At 75.5% G+C, this 17578-nt stretch carries 15 protein-coding genes and 1 riboswitch; of the genes, 8 read left to right on the forward strand and 7 right to left on the reverse strand.

What is annotated here, in order from left to right; translation table 11 throughout:
* Window positions 1–9 precede the first annotated feature (9 nt).
* Complete coding sequence (gene sigJ, locus GA0070562_RS22095) at window positions 10–963, forward strand: RNA polymerase sigma factor SigJ (protein ID WP_091426011.1); 954 nt, start codon at window positions 10–12, stop codon at window positions 961–963.
* A 6-nt stretch (window positions 964–969) separates the two neighbouring features.
* Here the strand turns inward: sigJ and GA0070562_RS22100 are convergent, their stop codons facing one another.
* Window positions 970–1476: a DUF402 domain-containing protein gene (locus GA0070562_RS22100; RefSeq protein WP_091425459.1), complete on the reverse strand. Its 507-nt coding sequence runs from the start codon at window positions 1474–1476 to the stop codon at window positions 970–972.
* 124 nt (window positions 1477–1600) lie between these two features.
* On the opposite strand from GA0070562_RS22100, the gene GA0070562_RS22105 reads away from it, so the two are divergent.
* Window positions 1601–3742, forward strand: a complete 2142-nt coding sequence (locus GA0070562_RS22105) for an ATP-dependent DNA helicase (protein ID WP_091425461.1) — start codon at window positions 1601–1603, stop codon at window positions 3740–3742.
* Window positions 3743–3795: 53 nt separating this feature from the next.
* On the opposite strand, the gene GA0070562_RS22110 is transcribed toward GA0070562_RS22105, so the two are convergent.
* The gene (locus tag GA0070562_RS22110) at window positions 3796–5070 is read right to left on the reverse strand and encodes an AI-2E family transporter (protein ID WP_307800465.1); all 1275 of its coding nucleotides are present in this window, start codon (window positions 5068–5070) and stop codon (window positions 3796–3798) included.
* Window positions 5071–5242: 172 nt separating this feature from the next.
* Between GA0070562_RS22110 and GA0070562_RS22115 the strand changes: the two genes are divergently transcribed.
* Both GA0070562_RS22115 and GA0070562_RS30355 read left to right on the forward strand, forming a co-directional pair.
* Window positions 5243–5590, forward strand: a complete 348-nt coding sequence (locus GA0070562_RS22115) for a GroES family chaperonin (RefSeq protein WP_091425468.1) — start codon at window positions 5243–5245, stop codon at window positions 5588–5590.
* 119 nt (window positions 5591–5709) lie between these two features.
* On the forward strand, window positions 5710–5868 hold the full coding sequence (locus tag GA0070562_RS30355) for a hypothetical protein (protein WP_162881441.1): 159 nt from the start codon (window positions 5710–5712) through the stop codon (window positions 5866–5868).
* Window positions 5869–5895: 27 nt separating this feature from the next.
* Here GA0070562_RS30355 and GA0070562_RS22120 read toward each other — a convergent pair whose 3' ends face one another.
* Window positions 5896–7452 carry a PrsW family intramembrane metalloprotease gene (locus GA0070562_RS22120; protein WP_175438827.1) on the reverse strand — a complete coding sequence of 519 codons (1557 nt, stop codon included), beginning with the start codon at window positions 7450–7452 and terminating at the stop codon, window positions 5896–5898.
* Between the two features lie 23 nt (window positions 7453–7475).
* Window positions 7476–7598, forward strand: a riboswitch (SAM riboswitch).
* A 46-nt stretch (window positions 7599–7644) separates the two neighbouring features.
* On the opposite strand from GA0070562_RS22120, the gene GA0070562_RS22125 reads away from it, so the two are divergent.
* Complete coding sequence (locus GA0070562_RS22125) at window positions 7645–8907, forward strand: aminotransferase class V-fold PLP-dependent enzyme (RefSeq protein WP_091425470.1); 1263 nt, start codon at window positions 7645–7647, stop codon at window positions 8905–8907.
* Window positions 8908–9046: 139 nt separating this feature from the next.
* On the opposite strand, the gene GA0070562_RS22130 is transcribed toward GA0070562_RS22125, so the two are convergent.
* Window positions 9047–10300 carry an FUSC family protein gene (locus GA0070562_RS22130; protein WP_091425472.1) on the reverse strand — a complete coding sequence of 418 codons (1254 nt, stop codon included), beginning with the start codon at window positions 10298–10300 and terminating at the stop codon, window positions 9047–9049.
* Between the two features lie 69 nt (window positions 10301–10369).
* Here GA0070562_RS22130 and GA0070562_RS22135 point away from each other — a divergent pair, with 69 nt between their 5' ends.
* Window positions 10370–11005, forward strand: a complete 636-nt coding sequence (locus GA0070562_RS22135; protein ID WP_091425474.1) for an HD domain-containing protein — start codon at window positions 10370–10372, stop codon at window positions 11003–11005.
* Here GA0070562_RS22135 and GA0070562_RS22140 read toward each other — a convergent pair.
* On the reverse strand, window positions 10931–11263 hold the full coding sequence (locus GA0070562_RS22140; RefSeq protein WP_091425477.1) for a DUF4031 domain-containing protein: 333 nt from the start codon (window positions 11261–11263) through the stop codon (window positions 10931–10933). The genes GA0070562_RS22135 and GA0070562_RS22140 overlap by 75 nt on opposite strands.
* Before the next feature lie 33 nt (window positions 11264–11296).
* On the opposite strand from GA0070562_RS22140, the gene GA0070562_RS22145 reads away from it, so the two are divergent.
* Window positions 11297–12697: an FAD-binding oxidoreductase gene (locus GA0070562_RS22145; RefSeq protein ID WP_091425479.1), complete on the forward strand. Its 1401-nt coding sequence runs from the start codon at window positions 11297–11299 to the stop codon at window positions 12695–12697.
* Window position 12698: 1 nt separating this feature from the next.
* On the opposite strand, the gene GA0070562_RS22150 is transcribed toward GA0070562_RS22145, so the two are convergent.
* Both GA0070562_RS22150 and GA0070562_RS22155 read right to left on the reverse strand, forming a co-directional pair.
* Window positions 12699–13196: a hypothetical protein gene (locus GA0070562_RS22150; RefSeq protein WP_091425480.1), complete on the reverse strand. Its 498-nt coding sequence runs from the start codon at window positions 13194–13196 to the stop codon at window positions 12699–12701.
* Window positions 13197–13261: 65 nt separating this feature from the next.
* Window positions 13262–15079 carry a glycerol-3-phosphate dehydrogenase/oxidase gene (locus GA0070562_RS22155; protein ID WP_091425483.1) on the reverse strand — a complete coding sequence of 606 codons (1818 nt, stop codon included), beginning with the start codon at window positions 15077–15079 and terminating at the stop codon, window positions 13262–13264.
* A 68-nt stretch (window positions 15080–15147) separates the two neighbouring features.
* On the opposite strand from GA0070562_RS22155, the gene GA0070562_RS22160 reads away from it, so the two are divergent.
* Complete coding sequence (locus GA0070562_RS22160; protein WP_091425485.1) at window positions 15148–17559, forward strand: S8 family serine peptidase; 2412 nt, start codon at window positions 15148–15150, stop codon at window positions 17557–17559.
* Window positions 17560–17578: the final 19 nt, after the last annotated feature.

Here is a 17578-nt window from a genome sequence, read left to right on the forward strand (position 1 = left end):
AATGGGTGGGTGGAGGAGCTTGCGGGGGAGTTCGAGGCGGAACGAGGGCGTCTCCTGGCGGTCGCGCAGCGGATGCTCGGCAGCCGCAGCGAGGCCGAGGACGCGGTGCAGGAGACCTGGCTGCGCTACTCCGGCGCGCTGAGCGACCCGGAGGAGCGCGCCCGCGTACGCGACCTGCGGGGCTGGCTGATCACCACCTGCTCCCGGATCTGCCTGGACGTGCTCCGCTCCGCCCGGGTGCGCCGGGAGGCGTACCCCGGTCAGTGGCTCCCCGAGCCGGTGGTGACCGCGGCGCCGGCGGCGGACGGGTTCGCGCCCGACCCGGCCGAGCGGGCGGTACGGGCCGACCAGCTCGGTACCGCGCTGCTGGTGGTGCTGGAACGGCTGACGCCGGAGCAGCGGGTGGCGTTCGTGCTGCACGACGTGTTCGCGGTGCCGTTCCCCGACGTGGCGGACGTGCTCGCGGTGACGCCGGAGGCGGCCCGTCAGCTGGCGTCGCGCGCCCGCCGGGCGGTGCACGGGCCGGACGCGCCCCGGCACAGCGCCGACATCGCCGAACAGCGGCGGGTGCTCGCCGCGTTCGCCGCCGCGGTGGAGTCGGGTGAGCTGGAGCAGTTGGTCCGCGTGCTCGCCCCCGACGTCGTGTCGATCGGCGACGCCGGCGGTCACTTCCCGGCGGGACGCCGGCCGGTGGCCGGCGTCGACTCGGTCGCCCGCCTGCTCCTCGGCCTGTACGGCCAGGCCCGGCAGCGGGGTGGACTGCGCGGCCGGCCGGTGCTGGTGGACGGCACGCTGGGGTGGCAGACGGAGTTCTTCCACCGGGACGGGCGGACCATCCGGATGGTCACCTCGTTCGCGGTCCACGAGGGGCGGGTCACCGGCGTGTTCAACCAGCTCAACCCGGACAAGGTGAGCGGGCTGCCGCCGCTGGGGCCGGACGCCGTCTGGCCGCCGCGCTGGTGAGCCGGCTCAGACCACCACTGCGAGCCACTTCCGGTACGACGTGGCGAACGGCTCGGTGCCGTCGCCGAGCGCGCCGAGCAGCCAGCGGGACGCGGCCTCGGCCTCGGTGACCACGTCGTCCGGGTAGCCCCAGCGGGCCCGGTGCACGGCGAACTCGTCCTCGTCACGCAGCTCGACCAGGCCGGTCTCGCGGCGGCGCACCACGTCCAGGTCGAGGTCGATCAGGTGGACCGTCTCCTCACCCTCCCAGCGGGCCGGGGTGGCGATGTCGCAGTAGACCTCGCTGGTGCGCGGCGGCGGGTTGAACATGCCGGTCCACCAGCCGTGGTGCGGCACCAGCAGGACGAACGGGATCTGCTCGACGGACGGGCGGCCGTGGTAGACGGACTCGGTGCCGGCGGGCACGCCGAGCCAGACGCCGAGGTCGTCCTCGGCGAGCCGGCGGGCCGGGTAGTCGCGGTGGGCGCTGCCGTCGTACTTGCGGTAGATCACGCGGACCACGTCGCTCGGCATGCCTGGCACCCTAACCGATTCCGGCCACGCCACGCGATCGGCAGGTAACCGGACGCGACCCGCCGTCCCGCCACGCCGCCGGAGCGGCCGGACCCCCGTCGGTGCCGGCGGGTACGGTCGCACGGTGACCCCGTCCCGCACCGCCACCGGCCCGGCCGTCCCGAAGAAGCGCCGCAGTGGCCGCGCCGGTGCCGGGGAGCTGCTGACCGCCGCGGTGGGCGCGGTTCCGGGCGGCGCGGCACGGCCGGGTCAGCAGCAGATGGCCGAGGCGATCGAGCGCAGCATCGCCTCCGGCGAGCACCTGCTTGTGCAGGCCGGCACGGGCACCGGCAAGTCCCTCGCCTACCTCGCTCCGGCGCTGACAGTGGACGGGCCGGTGGTGGTCTCCACCGCCACGCTCGCGTTGCAGTCCCAGCTCGTCGAGCACGACCTGCCGAGGCTGGCCGACGCGGTCGAGCCGGTGCTGGGCCGCCGTCCCACCTTCGCCGTGCTGAAAGGGCGCCACCACTACCTGTGCCTGGCCCGGTTGGACAGCTCGGTCGAGGACGAGCCGGACGACGTGCTGTTCGACGCGCCGCGCCCCGGCAACGGGGGCACCAAGTGGCTCGGTGAGGCGGGCCGTCTGGGCAAGCAGGTGCAGCGGCTGCGCGACTGGGCCGAGGAGACCGCCACCGGCGACCGCGACGAGCTGGATCCGGGCGTGGACGACCAGGTGTGGCGCAGCGTGTCCATGCCGGCCCGGGAGTGCGTCGGCGCGAGCCGCTGCCCGTTCGGCCAGGAGTGCTTCGCGGAGGCGTCCCGGGCGCGCGCCCGGGAGGCCGACATCGTGGTCACCAACCACAGCCTGCTCGCCGTCGACATGCTCGCCGGGCGGCACATCGTGCCGCCGCACCGGCTGCTCGTGGTGGACGAGGCGCACGAGCTGGCCGACCGGGTCTCCTCCGCCGCCCAGGCGGAGCTGGTGCCGGAGCTGATCGACAGGTCCACCCGGCGGGCCCGGCCGCTGCTGCGCCCCGACGTGGCCGAGCGGCTCACCGAGGCCGGTGACGCGCTCGCGGTGGGGCTGGCCGAGGCGCCGGCCGGGCGGCTCACCGCCGGTCTGCCGCCAGCGCTGCGTGAGGCGTGCACGCTGCTGGACTCGGCGACCCGGGCCGCGCTGGAGGCGATCGGCGACGTGAAGGCCGACGACCCCGACCCGGTACGCAAGCAGCAGGCCAAGGCGGTGCTGGACGAGCTGTCCACCACCGCCCAGCGGCTGCTCGAGGAGGCCGACCACGACGTCGCCTGGGTCGAGAAGCCGGACAACGGCAGTCGCCGGGCGCTCGTGGTGGCGCCGCTGTCGGTGGCGGGCACGCTCGCCACCCACCTGTACGACGAGCGCACAGTGGTCGCCACCTCGGCCACGCTGGCGCTGGGCGGGCGCTTCGACACGGTGGCCCGGGCGCTGGGGCTGGACGCGCCGCCGCCCGCCCCGCCGTCCCCGGCCGCCGCCGCGCTCGCCACCGCTGCCGCCGCCGGCCGCGCCCAGGTCACGCCGGTGGCCGCCACCGAGGGCAGCCGGGCGGCGATCGGCACCGTACCGGCGACCGAGGGGCCGGGCTGGAGTTCGCTCGACGTCGGCTCGCCGTTCGACTACGCCCGGCAGGGCATCCTGTACGTGGCAGCGCACCTGCCCCGCCCCAGCGTCTCCGGGCTGCCCGGGCCGGCCGGCGAGGAGCTGCTGGCGCTGGTCGAGGCGCTCGGTGGTCGTACCCTCGGGCTCTTCTCGTCGCGGCGGGCCGCGCAGCAGGCGGCGGAGCTGGTCCGCGCGCGGACCGACCTGCCGGTGCTGCTCCAGGGCGAGGAGGCGCTGCCGTTGCTGGTCCGCCGGTTCCGCCAGGAGCGGGAGAGCTGCCTGTTCGGGGTGATGTCGCTGTGGCAGGGCGTGGACGTGCCGGGCGACGCCTGCCAGCTCGTGGTGATCGACAGGTTGCCGTTCCCCCGCCCCGACGAACCGCTCGCGGCGGCGCGGGCGGCGGCGGTGGACGCGGGCGGCGGCTCCGGGTTCGCGGCGGTGAGTGTGCCGATCGCGGCGGTCCGGCTGGCCCAGGGCGTCGGCCGGCTGATCCGGGCCACCGGCGACCGGGGCGTCGTCGCGGTGCTCGACTCGCGGCTGGAGACGGCGCGCGGGTACGGCCCGTTCCTGCGCCGCTCGCTGCCGCCGTTCTGGTACACGACGCGGCCGGAGGTGGCCCGGGGCGCGCTGGAACGGCTCGCCAAGAGCTGACGCCCGCGCCTCCCCGGGTGGGGTGACGCGGGCGTCGGCGGAGCTGTTGCCGGTCAGGGCGCCTGGGAGGCGACCACCACCGCGTCCGGTGGGGTGTCCGGCACGGTACGCGCGGCGAGCCGCCGGACCGCGGTGTTGACCACGGCGATCAGCGGCACCGCGACGAGCGCGCCGGCGATGCCGGCCAGCACCACACCGGCGGCGATGCCGATGATCACGGCGAGCGGGTGGATGGCCACCGCCCGGCCCATGATCAGCGGCTGAAGCACGTGGCCCTCGACCTGCTGCACGCCGACCACCGCGCCGAGGATGATCAGGGCGGTCACCGGGCCGCTGTCGACGAGCGCCACCAGCACGGCCACCACGCCGGACAGGAACGCGCCGACGATCGGGATGAACGCGCCCAGGAAGACCAGCGCGGCCAGCGGGAACGCGAACGGGATGTCGAACAGCACCAGGAAGATGCCGATGCCGACCGCGTCGATGAAGGCGACGAGCACGGTGGCCCGCACGTACGCGCCGAGCGTCGCCCAGGACGCGCGCCCGGCGTCGTCGACCTTCCACCGCGCCGCAACCGGCAGCAGCCGGACCAGGAACCGCCAGATGTTGTTGCCGTCGCGGAGGAAGAAGAACGTGGCGAAGAGCACCAGCACGGCGCCGGTGAGCACCTCGGCCAGCGTGGCGGCGGTGCTGAGCGCGCCGCTGGTGAACCGCTCGGTGTTGCCGTTGATCCAGTTCTGCGCCTCGTCGATGTAGCGGTCGAGCTGGCTGTCGGACAGGTGCAGCGGCCCGGTCTTGAACCAGTCCTGGATCTGCCGGACGCCCTCGGAGGACTTCTCGCTCAGCTTCGGGACGCCCTTGATGAACTCGTTCACCACGAGCGTCAGCGTGCCGACCACCGCGGCCAGGCCGCCGACCAGCACCACGCCGGTGGCCAGCGAGCGGGGCAGGCGGGCCCGGAGCAACCAACCGACCGCCGGGGCGAGCAGCGCGGAGAGCAGCAGCGCGACCGTCAACGGGATGATCACGATGCTGATCGTGCCGATGATCCTGATGAGGGCCCAGGTCACGATGCCGATCACGATCAGCCGCCAGCACCAGGCGGCGGCGATGCGCAGCGCGTGCGGCACCTCCGTGTCGTCCCGGCTGACCGTCGAGGAGTGCAGCGCCGCCGGCGACCCGGCGCCCACGACCATCGCCTCCGGTGAGGCGGGCGGCCCCGGCGCGGCGGGCGAGGCCACTCCCGCGTCCCCTGCCTCCGCGGCGGCCCGCCGGGTGCGGGCCGTCTCCCGGCCCGACTCGTACGCGCGGCGGAGCCGTCCGCGCATCCGCTCGAAGCGGCTCAAGCGCACCTCCGGCAAAATCAGCCCCACCCGGTCGCAGGGGGCACAGGATACGTCCGTACGCCCCACCCTAGGGCGACTCGGCCACACATTGCCCGCCCGGCGCTCTCGCCAACCACGCCGGAATCGACCGACGGCCACGCGGTAGCGTCTTCGCGTGACCGCCGACCAGAGTCTCGACGCCGGGCTGCCGATCCGCCTGCTGCACGACCGCGTGCTGGTGCGTACCGAGGGTGGCGAGGGGGAACGCCGCTCCACCGCCGGCATCGTGATCCCCGCGACGGCAGCCGTGGGCAAGCGGCTGGCCTGGGCCACAGCGGTCGGCGTCGGGCCCAACGTCCGCGCGGTCGTGGCCGGCGACCGGGTGCTGTTCGACCCGGACGAGCGCTCCGAGGTCGAGTTGCACGGGCGGGCGTACGTGCTGCTGCGCGAGCGGGACGTGCACGCCGTGGCGGCCGAGCGGGTGGAGACCGCCGCCGCCGGCTCCACCGGTCTCTACCTGTAGCTCTCACCTCCGACGGCGGCCCCCGACGCCGGTCGCTCCGCGGCGACGCTGTTTGCGGCGCTGCCCGGCGGGAAGCCCAGGCACCTCAGCGCGCCCTGGGGAGGGACACCATGCCGGTAGTGATCAAAAAGATCCTCGCCTGGGGATTCCTCGCGTTCCTGATCTACTTCATGGCGTTCCGGCCGGACGGGGCGGCGCAGGTGTTCAAGGGCATCGGCGGTGCGCTGATGGCCATCGCCCAGGGGCTCGGCGACTTCCTGACCGGCCTGATGAGCTGACCACCGCCGCTGACGAGCCGACCGGCATCAGCGCCCGGGGTGCCAGGGCGCGCCCGGGTCGTGCCAGCCGCCCGGGCCGTGGCCGGCACCCGGGCCGTAGCCGTGGCCGGAAGCCGGACCGTGACCGGCGCCCGGGCCGCCGTGCCAGCCGCTCGGGCCGTAGCCGCCCTGCGGGAAGGCGGGCGGCTGGGCCAGCACCACCGGGATCGGCACCACCGGGTCGTCCGGCGCCTCGACCGGGCGCTGCGAACCGTCCGGGAACCGCAGGTGGTAGCGCTGACCGTCCCAGACCCCGACCGGCGCCTGCGGGTCACGACCGACGAAGAACGACCGGTACGCGGTGATCGCGTCCAGCAGCTCCCGTTCCTCCCGTGCCGTCCGCTCCCGCTCCTCCGGCTTGCGGTCCAGCCCTCGGCGCATCCCGTCCCGCAGAAGCGCCAGACGGGTCGCGGCGAACTGGTAGCCGCGCATCGCGCGTACCCCGCCGTCACCGGCGACCCGTCGCGCCCAGGTACGCGCCGCGTGCCGCCGGCCCAGGCTGCCCAGCGCCGCCACCTCGGGCGGGGTGAGCCAGCCCGCGCGTACGTAGTCGGGCAGCGTGCGCTCGGTCAGCCGGCCCTCCCAGGCGCGCAGCCAGACCGCCAGCCCGACCATCGCGAAGAAGATCGGCACCATCACGCCGATGTAGCCGTAGAGCACGATCACGGTCTCCCCGGTGGCCTGGGCCAGCGAGGGCAGCAGGTTCCAGGTGCCGTGCAGGATCATCGCCAGCAGCAGCCCGGCGAGCGGCGCGAGCACCCGTACCCGCCGGTCGGCGGTACGCGCGGCGACACCCAGCCCGACGCCGGTCATCGACGTGAACAGCGGGTGGGCGAAGCCGAACAGCAGGATCCGGACGATGAAGATCGCGATCACCTGCTGCGCGCCGGTGGCCGGGCCGTACTCGTCGGCGCCGGCACGGTAGCCGTGCCCGCCCAGGTAGAGGATGTTCTCCACCATGGCGAAGCCGACCGCGGAGAGCCCGCAGTAGACCAGGCCGTCGGTGATGCCGGAGAACTCCCGCCGCCGGAAGATCAGCACCAGGAGCGGGCCGGCCGCCTTGGTCAGCTCCTCGATGAACGGCGCGACCAGCACCGCGGTCAACGCGACCGGCAGCCCCCGGTCTTCGAACAGCCCCGCGCTGGCCGTGTTCACCAGCAACGAGATCGCGGTGGAGACGAAGGCGCCCCAGGCGAAGCAGAAGATCAGGTACTTCAGCGGCTCCGGTTCGTAACGGTCGAGCCAGAGGAAGCAGAAGACCAGCACCGGTACCGGCAGGATCGCCGCGATCACGCCGATCAGCAGCGCCTCGGCGCCCAGGCTCTCGCCGAGCGTGAACACCATGAACAGCGCACCGGCCGCGATCAGCAGCACCACACCGGCCAGCACCAGGAAGCGCCGCCAGCCGAGCCGGCGCAGCGGCATCCGGGGCGCCGGCGCCCCCGGCGGGGCGGCGGGCGCGTGCGGTGGCGGCGGGGCTGCGCCGGGCGGGATGTCGGCCATGCGGTCAGCGTAGTCACCCACGACCCACTGGTCCGGTCCCATCGTGAGGGCTATGCTCCCGGACAGGTCACGAGCGCCAGCGTCAAGCCCCGGCTTGCTGGCCGGCAACCCTCGTCGAGGTTCGCGGTGGGGTGCCCCGGGTGATGACCGGGCCCGGTGCCGCTCCGCGCGCCGGGCAAGCGCGGACCCCGTCCCGGCACCACCTGGGGTCCCTGTGACCCGGGAGGCTCCGGCATGACCCTCACCCTCGTACCCTCGCTGCCCGTGCTGACCGCCCCGGTCCGGCCCGACCCGCTCGGCGTGCTCGGCGTACCGGGGGAGATCAACCTGGACCACGCCGCCAGCGCGCCGTGCTCGCGGGCCGCGGCCGACGCGGTGGCTGGGCTTCTTCCCTGGTACGCGAGTGTGCACCGCGGCGCGGGCGCGCTGTCGCGGCGCTGCACGCTCGCATACGAGCGGGCCCGGCAGACCGTCGGCGACTTCCTCGGCGCCCGCCCCGACGATCACGTGATCTTCACCCGGAACACCACCGACGCGCTGAACCTGCTGGCCCGCGCCCTGCCCGCCGGCACCACGGTGATCACGTTCGGCGGCGAGCACCACGCCAACCTGCTGCCCTGGCCGCGCGGCTCGGTACGGCTGCCGGTGCCGGACAGCCCGGCCGGCGCGGTCCGGTCCCTCGCGGCGGCGCTCGGCGAACTCGCACGCGACGCCCGGCCCGGCCTGCCCGTGCTGGTCGCGGTCACCGGCGCGAGCAACGTCACGGGCGAATGCTGGCCGGTCGCCGAGCTGGCCCGGGTGGCCCACCGGCACGGCGCCCGCATCCTGGTCGACGCCGCGCAGCTCGCCCCGCACGCACCGGTCGACCTGACCGCGCTGGACGTGGACTACCTGGCCCTGTCCGGGCACAAGCTGTACGCCCCGTTCGGCGCCGGCGTGCTGGCCGGGCGCGCGGACTGGCTGGACGCGGCCCCGCCGTACCTGGCCGGAGGCGGCGCCACCAGCCACGTCGGCGCGGCGACGCACGAGGTGCGCTGGACGGCCGGCCCGGCCCGGCACGAGGCCGGCACCCCGAACCTGCTCGGCGCGGTGGCGCTCGCCGCGGTCTGCGAGGCGCTCGGCGCGGCCGACCGGAACGCGCTGCACGCCCGGGAACAGGCGCTGCTGGCCCGGCTGCGTACCGGCCTGGCCGCGCTGCCGGACGTGGTGGAGCTGCGCGTGTTCGACCCGGACGCGCCCCGGGTGGGCATCGTCAGCTTCGTGGTCGCCGGACGGGACTCCGCCGAGGTGGCCGCCCACCTGGCGAGCCGGCACCGGATCGGGGTACGCGACGGCCTGTTCTGTGCGCACCCGCTGACCCGGCGCCTGCTGGCCGAGGCCGCCGCCCGTACCGGCCGCACCGACCTGCCCCCGACCGCCCTACGAGCCAGCCTCGGCCTCGGCACCACCACGGCCGAGGTGGACGCCCTCCTGACCGCCCTGACCCACCTCCCCTAACCCCGCCGCCACCCCACCGCCACCCCACCGCCACCCCACCCCACCCCGTCGATCATGACGTTGACCGCTCCGGAAAGCGCTCTCTCGCCAGCTAACTTCATGATCGCCGCGGAGAAGCCCGGGGGCCCGGCGACGGGGGTCAGCCGACGGGTGGGGCTGTGGGCGGGTGGGCGGCGGGGTTCCGGGCTGCGGGTTCGCCCTGGCGGTTCTCGCCGAACGCCTGCCGCACCAGCCGGTTCGCCTCATCCTGCTCGATCCCGGAGGCCACCAACAGGTCACTCGCCGTGGTCCGTACCTGGGCGATCACCACGCTGCCGGAGAAGCCCACCCCCTCGGCGTACGCCCGGCCGGCCTCGCTCACCGCGCGCAGCGACCGTTCGCGGGCCTCCTCCGGCTCCTGTCCGGCGGCGAACTCCTGCCGGAGCAGGCGTACCGACTCGGCCAGGTGACCGATCGCGTCCGGCATCGGCTCGGGGATCGGCTCCTCGTCCTCGATCATGGTGACGGCGCGGCGGATCAGCGTGCCGCTGTTGCGCATGGCCCGGTCGATCGGGTCGGCGGCCTCGGCGTAGTGGGTCAGCTCGCCGCGCCGGTGCCAGCGGGCCGGGGAGAGCGTGCTCGTCTCCTTGGCGCCTTCGATCGCCTCGGAGAGCGCGGCCAGTTCCTCCTTGTTCTCGCGCAGCCGGAGCAGCGCCCGCTGGGCCGCTTCCCGGTCCCCGCTGCGCAACGCGTCGGCGCAGGCGTCGAGCTGGTCGGAGAGCAGGTCCAGCGCCGGCCGGGCGGCCCGGTTGATCACCCGCAGCGGGTTGAGCGGCAGCAGGATGGCGGTGACCAGCAGCGCGATGCCGCCGCCGAGGAACGCGTCGATGAAGCGGGGGAACTCCAGGTTCTCCGTGGACGGGCTGAGCGTCACGATCAGCACGGCGGTGGCCGCCGCCTGGATCACGATGGCGACGCTCGCCCCGGCGAAGATGCTCAGCAGGATCGCCGAGGTCACGACGAGCGCGAGCTGCCACGCGCCGGTGCCGACGAAGTAGATGAGCGCGTCGCCGACGAGCACGCCGACGGCCACCCCGACGATCAACTCGACGGTGCGGCGGAACCGTTGCCCCACCGAGGCGGCGAGCGTGCCGACCGCGGAGATCGGCGCGAAGACCGGCTGGGGGTTCTTCAGCAGCCGGTGGGAGATCAGGTACGCCAGGCCGGCGGCGAGCCCGGCCTGCACCGCCAGGCCGAACGCGGTACGGACCCGGTGCAGCCGGTCGTGCAGTGTGGCCTTGCTGCGGTGCCGCAGTTCGTCCATCGCGGAGGCGATCCGCTGGCCGTCACGGTCACCCGGGCCTTCTCGCTGATCGCCGCGACGAAGAAACGGCAGTCGTCGGTCCCGGGCCATGGCGGGTACTACCCGCGACGATCCCGCTGAATCCCCGGTCCGATCGCGGAGTGGGGCAGACTGCACCCGGTGGACGACCTGACGGCACGGTGGCGGGAGACGGCACGGGCGGCGCGCGCGACCGATCCGGTGGGAGTCGACCGGGCCGGCGCCCGGCTGCTGGCGGGCTGGCGGGAGCCGCACCGGCGCTACCACGACGAGGCGCACCTGCGGGCGGTGCTCGACGTGGTCGACGCGTACGCCGGTCTGGCCCGCGACCCCGACCTGGTCCGGCTGGCGGCGTGGTGCCACGACGCGGTCTACGACCCGCGCGCGGCGGGCGACGCCAACGAGCGGGCCAGCGCCGACCTGGCCGGCGAGCTGCTGGCCGCCGCCGGGCTCCCGGCCGCGACGGTGACCGGGGTACGCCGCCTGGTGCTGCTCACCGCCGGTCACGTGGTCGGGCCGGACGACCCGGACGGCGCGTTGCTGTGCGACGCCGACCTGGCGGTGCTCGCCGCCCCGGCGGACCGCTACGACAGGTACGCCGCCGCGATCCGCGCCGAGTACGCGCACGTGGCCGATCCGGACTTCCGCGCCGGCCGGGCCGCGGTGCTGCGGCACCTGCTCGCCCTGCCGGCGCTGTACCGCCTACCCGAGCCGCACGCCCGCTGGGAGGCTCGGGCGCGCGCCAACCTGTCCCGGGAACTGGCCGATCTCGCCTGAGACGCGGTGCTTCGGGCGGCGCAGACCGGCGTCACGCAGCAGCCGGACGATCTCCCGCGAGGGCACGACCGTGGCGCCGAGCCAGACCGCCGCCCGGAACCGCTCGGCCGGCACGTCGTAGTGGTCCCGGTCGAAGCCGCGCCGGGGCGCGCCGAGCATCTCGGCGAACGCGTGCAGCTCGGCGTACGAGACGTCGCTGATCAGGTGCGACCAGAGCCGGCCGCGCCAGGGCACGGTGGGCGGGTCCAGGTAGAGCACGGCAACAGACGGTACGCCGGTAGCCTTCCCGGCATGGCCGCCCATCCCCTCCTCGACGACCTGCGGGCCGCGCTCGGCGACGCCGCCGTGCTGACCGACCCGGACCTGCTGGCCGGGCACGAGCGCGACGAGGCCGACCTGTGCGACTCGGGCACCCCGCTGGCGGTGGTACGTCCCCGCGACACCGGCGAGGTGGTGGCGGTGGTCCGGGCGGCCGCGCGGCACGGCGTACCCGTGGTGCCGCAGGGTGCGCGGACCGGGCTGGCCGGCGCGGCGAACGCGGTCGCCGGCGCGGTGGTGGTGAGCACCGTGGCGATGGACGCGGTCCGGGAGATCGACCCGGTCGGCCGGATCGCTGTGGTGCAGCCGGGCGTGGTGAACGCGGCGCTCGCCCGCGCGGTACGGGAGCACGGCCTCTGGTATCCGCCGGATCCCGGCTCCTGGGAGTCGTCCACCATCGGCGGCAACGTGGCCACCAACGCCGGTGGCATGTGCTGCGTGAAGTACGGCGTGACCAGCGAGTACGTGCTGGGCCTGGAGGTGGTGCTCGCCTCCGGCGAGGTGCTGCGCACCGGACGGCGTACCGCCAAGGGGGTGGCCGGGTACGACCTGACCCGGCTGTTCGTGGGTTCGGAGGGCACGCTCGGCGTGATCACCGAGGTGACAGTGGCGTTGCGTCCGGCCCCGGAGGAGTCACTGACCCTGGTCGCGGTCTTCCCCACGGTGGCGACGGCCGGTGGCGCGGTCGCCGGGATCGCCGAACGAGGGCTCACCCCGAGCCTGCTGGAACTGCTGGACCGGACGCATCTGCGGGCGATCGAGGCGTACCGGCCGATGGGTCTGCGCACGGACGCCGAGGCGCTGCTGCTCGCCGCGGTGGACACCGGTGCCCGGGCCGCCGACGACCTGGCCCGGCTGGCCGAGGTCTGCACCGCGGCGGGCGCCGACGAGGTCTACGCGGCCACCGACGCGACCGAGGCCGCCGCCCTGCTCCAGGCGCGGCGGCTGGCCCATCCGGCCATGGAGCGGTTCGCGGCCGAGACGTTCCCGGGCGGCAACGGCGGCCTGGTCATCGACGACGTGGCGGTGCCGCGCGGCCGGCTGGCGGAGCTGCTCGACGGGGTGGCCCGGATCGCGGAGGCGTGCCAGGTGCCGATCGGTGTGGTCGGCCACGCGGGCGACGGCAACATGCACCCCAACATCGTGGTCGACCGGGCCGATCCGGCGAGCCTGGCCCGGGGACGGCGAGCATTCGACGAGATCATGCGGCTGGGGCTGGAACTGGGCGGCACCTGCACCGGGGAGCACGGCGTCGGGCTGCTCAAGCGGGACTGGCTGGCCCGCGAGATCGGCCCGGTGGGCGTACGCGTGCACCAGGCGATCAAGACGGCGCTGGACCCGGCGGGGCTGCTCAACCCCGGCAAGGTGATCTGAGTCAGCCCTTGTCCTCGGCCGGTGTGGCCTGGGTGACGAGCAGCAGCACCTCGTAGGCCACCTTCGGCTTCGGCTCGCCCGGGCAGTCCTGGATGGTGACGGTCAGGTCCGGCGGCACGAGCAGCGTCGAGGTCAGCACGCCGATGCAGCCCTGCTTGTAGCCGCGGGCCTGGTCGGTCTCCTTCGCCATCGCCGGGTCCGCGAGCATCCGCTGGAGCCGCCGCGTCTGGTCCGGGTTCAGCGTGCCGGTGGCGTCGACGCCGTCACCGGCGCAGTCGCGGCACTGCCAGCGGCCCGACGGGTCCACGTCCAGGTTGCGGACCGGGCCGTCACCGAGCCGCTGCACCAGGGAGACGCGCCTGCTGTCCGGTGTCGGACTGGCCGTGCCCGCCGCCCCGGGTGTGGTGGCGCCCTCCGCCTGGCCGAAGGAGCAGCCGGTCAGAGCCAGCAGGACCACGACGCACAGGGCGGGGACGCGCAACCAGGATGGGCGAACCACGCCGGAAACCTACACTTCCGTAGGTAGCGCGCACTACCGGCCGAGCGGCCCGGGTCGGGGATCCCCTACCTGGGGGAGGCCGGAAGTTCAACGCCCGGGCCGTCGGTGCCCCGGTCGGCGGCGAATCCGCGTACGTCGGGCGCGCCGAGGCGGGCCGCGTCGGCCGCGATGTCGTCCGGCATGAGCTGCGACTCCCGCTCGGCCAGCACCCGCGCCCGGTAGTGGGCGACCTCCCGGTCCCGGGTCGCCGCGTCCCAGCCGAGCACCGCGCCCATCAGCTCCGCGGCGTGCTCCGCCGACTCCAGGCCGCGGTGGCTGGTCTCGATCGAGATCCGGGTACGCCGGGTGAGCACGTCCTCCAGGTGCAGCGCGCCCTCGGCGCGGGCGGCGTACGTCACCTCGGCGGCGAGGTATTCCGGTGCGCCCGCCAGCGGCGAGCCGAGCAGCGGATCGGCGTCGACCAGGGCGAGCAGGTCGAGCGTGAGGGTGCCGTAGCGCTCCAGCAGGTGCTCGACCACGCCGACCGCCACCCCGTGCCGGCGGGCCAGGTCGGCCCGGTCCCGCCACATGGCCGCGTACCCGTCGGCGCCGAGCAGCGGCAGGTCGGCGGTACGCGAGGGGCGGGTCCGGCCGAGCCGGTGCATCGCGCGGTCGACCACGTCGGAGGCCATCACCCGGTAGGTGGTGTACTTGCCGCCGGCGACCAGCAGCAGGCCGAGCATCGGCTCCACCACCGCGTGCTCGCGGGAGAGCTTGGAGGTGGAGTCCGCCTCGCCGGCCAGCAGCGGGCGCAGCCCGGCGTAGACGCCCTCGATGTCGGCGGTGGTCAGCGGCCGGTCCAGCACCTCGTTGACCTGCGACAACAGGTAGTCGATGTCGCTCGCGGTCGCGGCCGGATGGGACCGGTCGAGTTGCCAGTCCGTGTCGGTGGTGCCGATGATCCAGTGCCCGCCCCAGGGGATCACGAACAGCACGCTCGTCGCGGTACGCAGGATCAGGCCGGTCTCGCCGACGATCGCCGAGCGGGGCACCACGAGGTGCACCCCCTTGGAGGCCCGGACCCGCAGCTTCGGGCGCAGGCCGACGTCGTTGAGCATCCGCGACATGTCGTCGCTCCACACGCCGGTGGCGGCGATCACGGTGCGGGCGCGTACCTCGAACTCGGCGTCCGGCGAACCGGCGGGCGCCTCCAGGTCGCGGACCCGCACGCCGGTGACCTCCCGGGCCTGGCGGATCAGGCCGACCGCGCGGGCGCTCGTCACCACTGTCGCGCCGAGGCTCGCCGCGGTGCGCGCCAGCGTCACCACCAGGCGGGCGTCGTCGACCTGGCCGTCGTAGTAGCGGATCGCGCCGGCCAGCTTGTCCGGGCGCAGGCTGGGGAAGATCCGGCGGGTGCCCTCGCGGGTGAGGTGCCGGTGCAGCGGCATCCCGCGCCCACCGCCGAACACCCCGGCGAACGCGTCGTACGCGGCCACGCCGAGGCCGTAGTAGGAGCGGCGGAAGAACCGCCCGGGCAGGTCACCCGCGCCGCCTGCGGCGGGGAGCGGCACCAGGATCGGCACCGGGCGGACCAGGTGCGGTGCGAGCCGGGTGGCGAGCAGGCCGCGCTCGGTCAGCGCCTCGTGGACCAGGTGGAACTCCAACTGCTCCAGGTAGCGCAGGCCGCCGTGGATCAGCTTGCTGGATCGGCTGGACGTGCCGGCAGCGTAGTCGCGCGCCTCCACCAGGGCGACCTTCAGCCCTCGGGACGCGGCGTCGAGGGCGGCGCCCGCTCCGGTCACGCCACCGCCGATGACCAGCACGTCGAACCGCTCGGCCCGGAGCCGGCGCAGGTCGTCGGCGCGGCGCTCGGCGGAGAGCCGGCCGGCCGTGGATCGGGACACACTCGGGTCACGCACCAGTCAACGGTAACCGTCCCGGGCGCGCGGCGGCACGGCCCGGCCGTACCGTGATGACCATGCTGACCGGCCCGCCGCCCGCTCCCGTACCGCCGCCTCCGCGCGAGACCGGTCCGTGGCCGGTCGTCGCGGCGGCGGCGACCGGGGTGTGGATCGTGCTGGTCACCGTGCCGGGCCAGATCACCGGCTGGCTCGTCGACCAGGTGGCGCTGGTGATCGGCGCGGACCGGCCGGTGGCGGGCTGGCCGGTGGTCGCGTTGGCCACCGTGCTGCTGGCCGGCGCTCCGGCGCTGGCGCTCGCGCTCGCGCCCCGCTCCCCCGCGCTGCGGGTGACCGGCCGGGCCTGGACCGCCGCCGTGGTGGCGCTCGGCGCGACCACGCTGCTGCGGACCGTGCCGCCGGTGCACCACGAGGCGTACCTGGCCGCGCTCGCGGTGACCGCCGCGGCGCTCGCGCTCGTCGCCGTCCGTCTCGGCCGCGTCCGGCCGCCGGTCGTGGTGGACGCGGTCCCGGAGGGCCGGTTCGGGTCGGTGTCGCTGCTGGCGATCGCGGCCGGCCTGGCCGTGCTGCTGCCCTGGGCCTGGGTGGGCGCGCTGGGCGGTGCGCTGGAGACGTTGCTCGCCGGTCTGGCCGCCGCCGCGCTGGGCGCGCTCGCCGGGGCGCTTCTCGGAGCCGGTTTCTGGGCCGCGTTCGGGCCCGGCCCGGCCCGGCTGGTGCTGGTCGGCGGTCTGGTCGCGGGCGTGGCGCTGACGCCGCTCGCCGCCGGCGCCGGGCAGTCGGGCGTGCAGTTGCCGGCGCTGGTCCTGCTGCCGCCGCTCGGTTTCGTGCTGGCCGCGCTGGAGGCGGCGGCCCGCCACGCGGGCCGGCCGGCCGGGTCCGCGCCGGTGCGCCGGCTGGTCGGGCTCGCCCTGCTGGGGCCGCTCGCCTTCACCGACCCCGAGGAGGTCAGCCTCCTGCTCTCAGCCACCCGCGACATGCCGTTCTGGGTCGCGGTGGGGACCGGCGTGGCGTTCGCCGTCGCGGTCCTGCTGGCCGTCGGGTACGGCGTGCTGCTCGCCCGGTCCCGTGCCCACGCGCCCCGGCGCGGTGCGGCCGCGCTCGCCGCCGCCGCGCTCCTCGCCGCCGTCGCCGTGGTGTACGTCGTCCCTGGCCGGCCGGGGCTGTACGGCGAGCGGCTGCTCGTGGTGCTGCGCGAGCAGGCCGACCTGACCGGCCTGCCGGCCGGGACGCCGGGCCGGGCGGGGCGGGACGCCCGGGCGGCCGAGGTCTACCGGCGGCTGGTGGCCACGGCCGACCGCACGCAGGGCGACCTGCGCCGCACGCTGACCGGGATGCGGCTGAGCCCGACGCCGTACTACCTGGTGAACGCGATCGAGACGGACGGCGGTCCGGCGGTGCGGGCCTGGCTGTCCAGCCGTCCCGAGGTGGCCCGGGTGCTGGTCAGCCAGCGGCTGCGCCCGCTGCCGGCGCTCGCCCCGCAGGCTCGCGGCGACGCGCCGGCACCGGCCGGCCCGGCCTGGAACGTCTCGCTGATCGGCGCGGACCGGGTGTGGTCCGAGCTGGGCGTCACCGGGTCCGGCGTGGTGGTGGGCAGCTCCGACTCCGGGGTGGACGGCCGGCACCCGGCGCTCGCGGACGGCTTCCGGGGCGGCGACGACTCGTGGTACGACCCGTGGGAGGGCCGCCGCGCCCCGGCCGACCGGGGTGGTCACGGCACCCACACGCTGGGCAGCGCGGTGGGCCGGGACGGGATCGGCGTCGCGCCGGGCGCGAGCTGGGTCGGCTGCGTCAACCTGGACCGCAACCTGGGCAGCCCGGCCCGCTACCTCGACTGCCTCCAGTTCATGCTGGCCCCGTTCCCGCCGGGCGGGAACCCGCTCACCGACGGCCGTCCCTCTCGCGCCCCGGACGTGCTCACCAACTCGTGGGGCTGCCCGCCGGTGGAGGGGTGCGACCCGGGGGCGCTGCGACCGGCGACCGCCGCGCTGACCGCGGCCGGCATCCTCGTGGTGGCCGCGGCGGGCAACACCGGCCCGTCGTGCGGTTCGATCGCGGACCCGCCCGCGCCGTATGCGGACGTGCTGACCGTCGGGGCGGTGGACCGGCAGCGGCGCGTCACCGAGTTCTCCAGCCGCGGCCCGGCGCCGGACGGTCGGGCCAAGCCGGACCTGGTCGCTCCGGGTGCCGCCGTGCTCTCCGCGATGCCGGGCGGCGGGTACGCCACCCTGGACGGCACCTCGATGGCCACGCCGCAGGTCGCGGGCGTGGTGGCGCTGATGTGGTCGGCGAATCCGGCGCTGGTCGGGGACCTGGAACGGACCCGGGCGATCCTGCGCGACACCGCCCAGCCGGTCACGCCGCCCACCGGGGCGGACACCTGCGGCGGACCGCAGGACGTCTCCGGCGCCGGGCTGGTGGACGCGTACTCGGCGGTGCGCGCGGCCCGGTCCGCGGCGACCGGTTAACAACCCTGTCCATTGGCCT

The organism is Micromonospora tulbaghiae (assembly GCF_900091605.1).
GTDB classification, from domain to species: Bacteria; Actinomycetota; Actinomycetes; order Mycobacteriales; family Micromonosporaceae; genus Micromonospora; species Micromonospora tulbaghiae.

What these genes read in the sequence shown, in the direction of transcription:
- GA0070562_RS22100 (WP_091425459.1), bottom strand. Translation starts at nt 1,476, where the DNA reads ATGCCGAGCGACGTGGTCCGCGTGATCTACCGCAAGTACGACGGCAGC.
- GA0070562_RS22110 (WP_307800465.1), bottom strand. Translation starts at nt 5,070, where the DNA reads ATGCGCGGACGGCTCCGCCGCGCGTACGAGTCGGGCCGGGAGACGGCC.
- GA0070562_RS22120 (WP_175438827.1), bottom strand. Translation starts at nt 7,452, where the DNA reads ATGGGACCGGACCAGTGGGTCGTGGGTGACTACGCTGACCGCATGGCC.
- GA0070562_RS22125 (WP_091425470.1), top strand. Translation starts at nt 7,645, where the DNA reads ATGACCCTCACCCTCGTACCCTCGCTGCCCGTGCTGACCGCCCCGGTC.
- GA0070562_RS22130 (WP_091425472.1), bottom strand. Translation starts at nt 10,300, where the DNA reads ATGGCCCGGGACCGACGACTGCCGTTTCTTCGTCGCGGCGATCAGCGA.
- GA0070562_RS22145 (WP_091425479.1), top strand. Translation starts at nt 11,297, where the DNA reads ATGGCCGCCCATCCCCTCCTCGACGACCTGCGGGCCGCGCTCGGCGAC.
- GA0070562_RS22160 (WP_091425485.1), top strand. Translation starts at nt 15,148, where the DNA reads ATGACCATGCTGACCGGCCCGCCGCCCGCTCCCGTACCGCCGCCTCCG.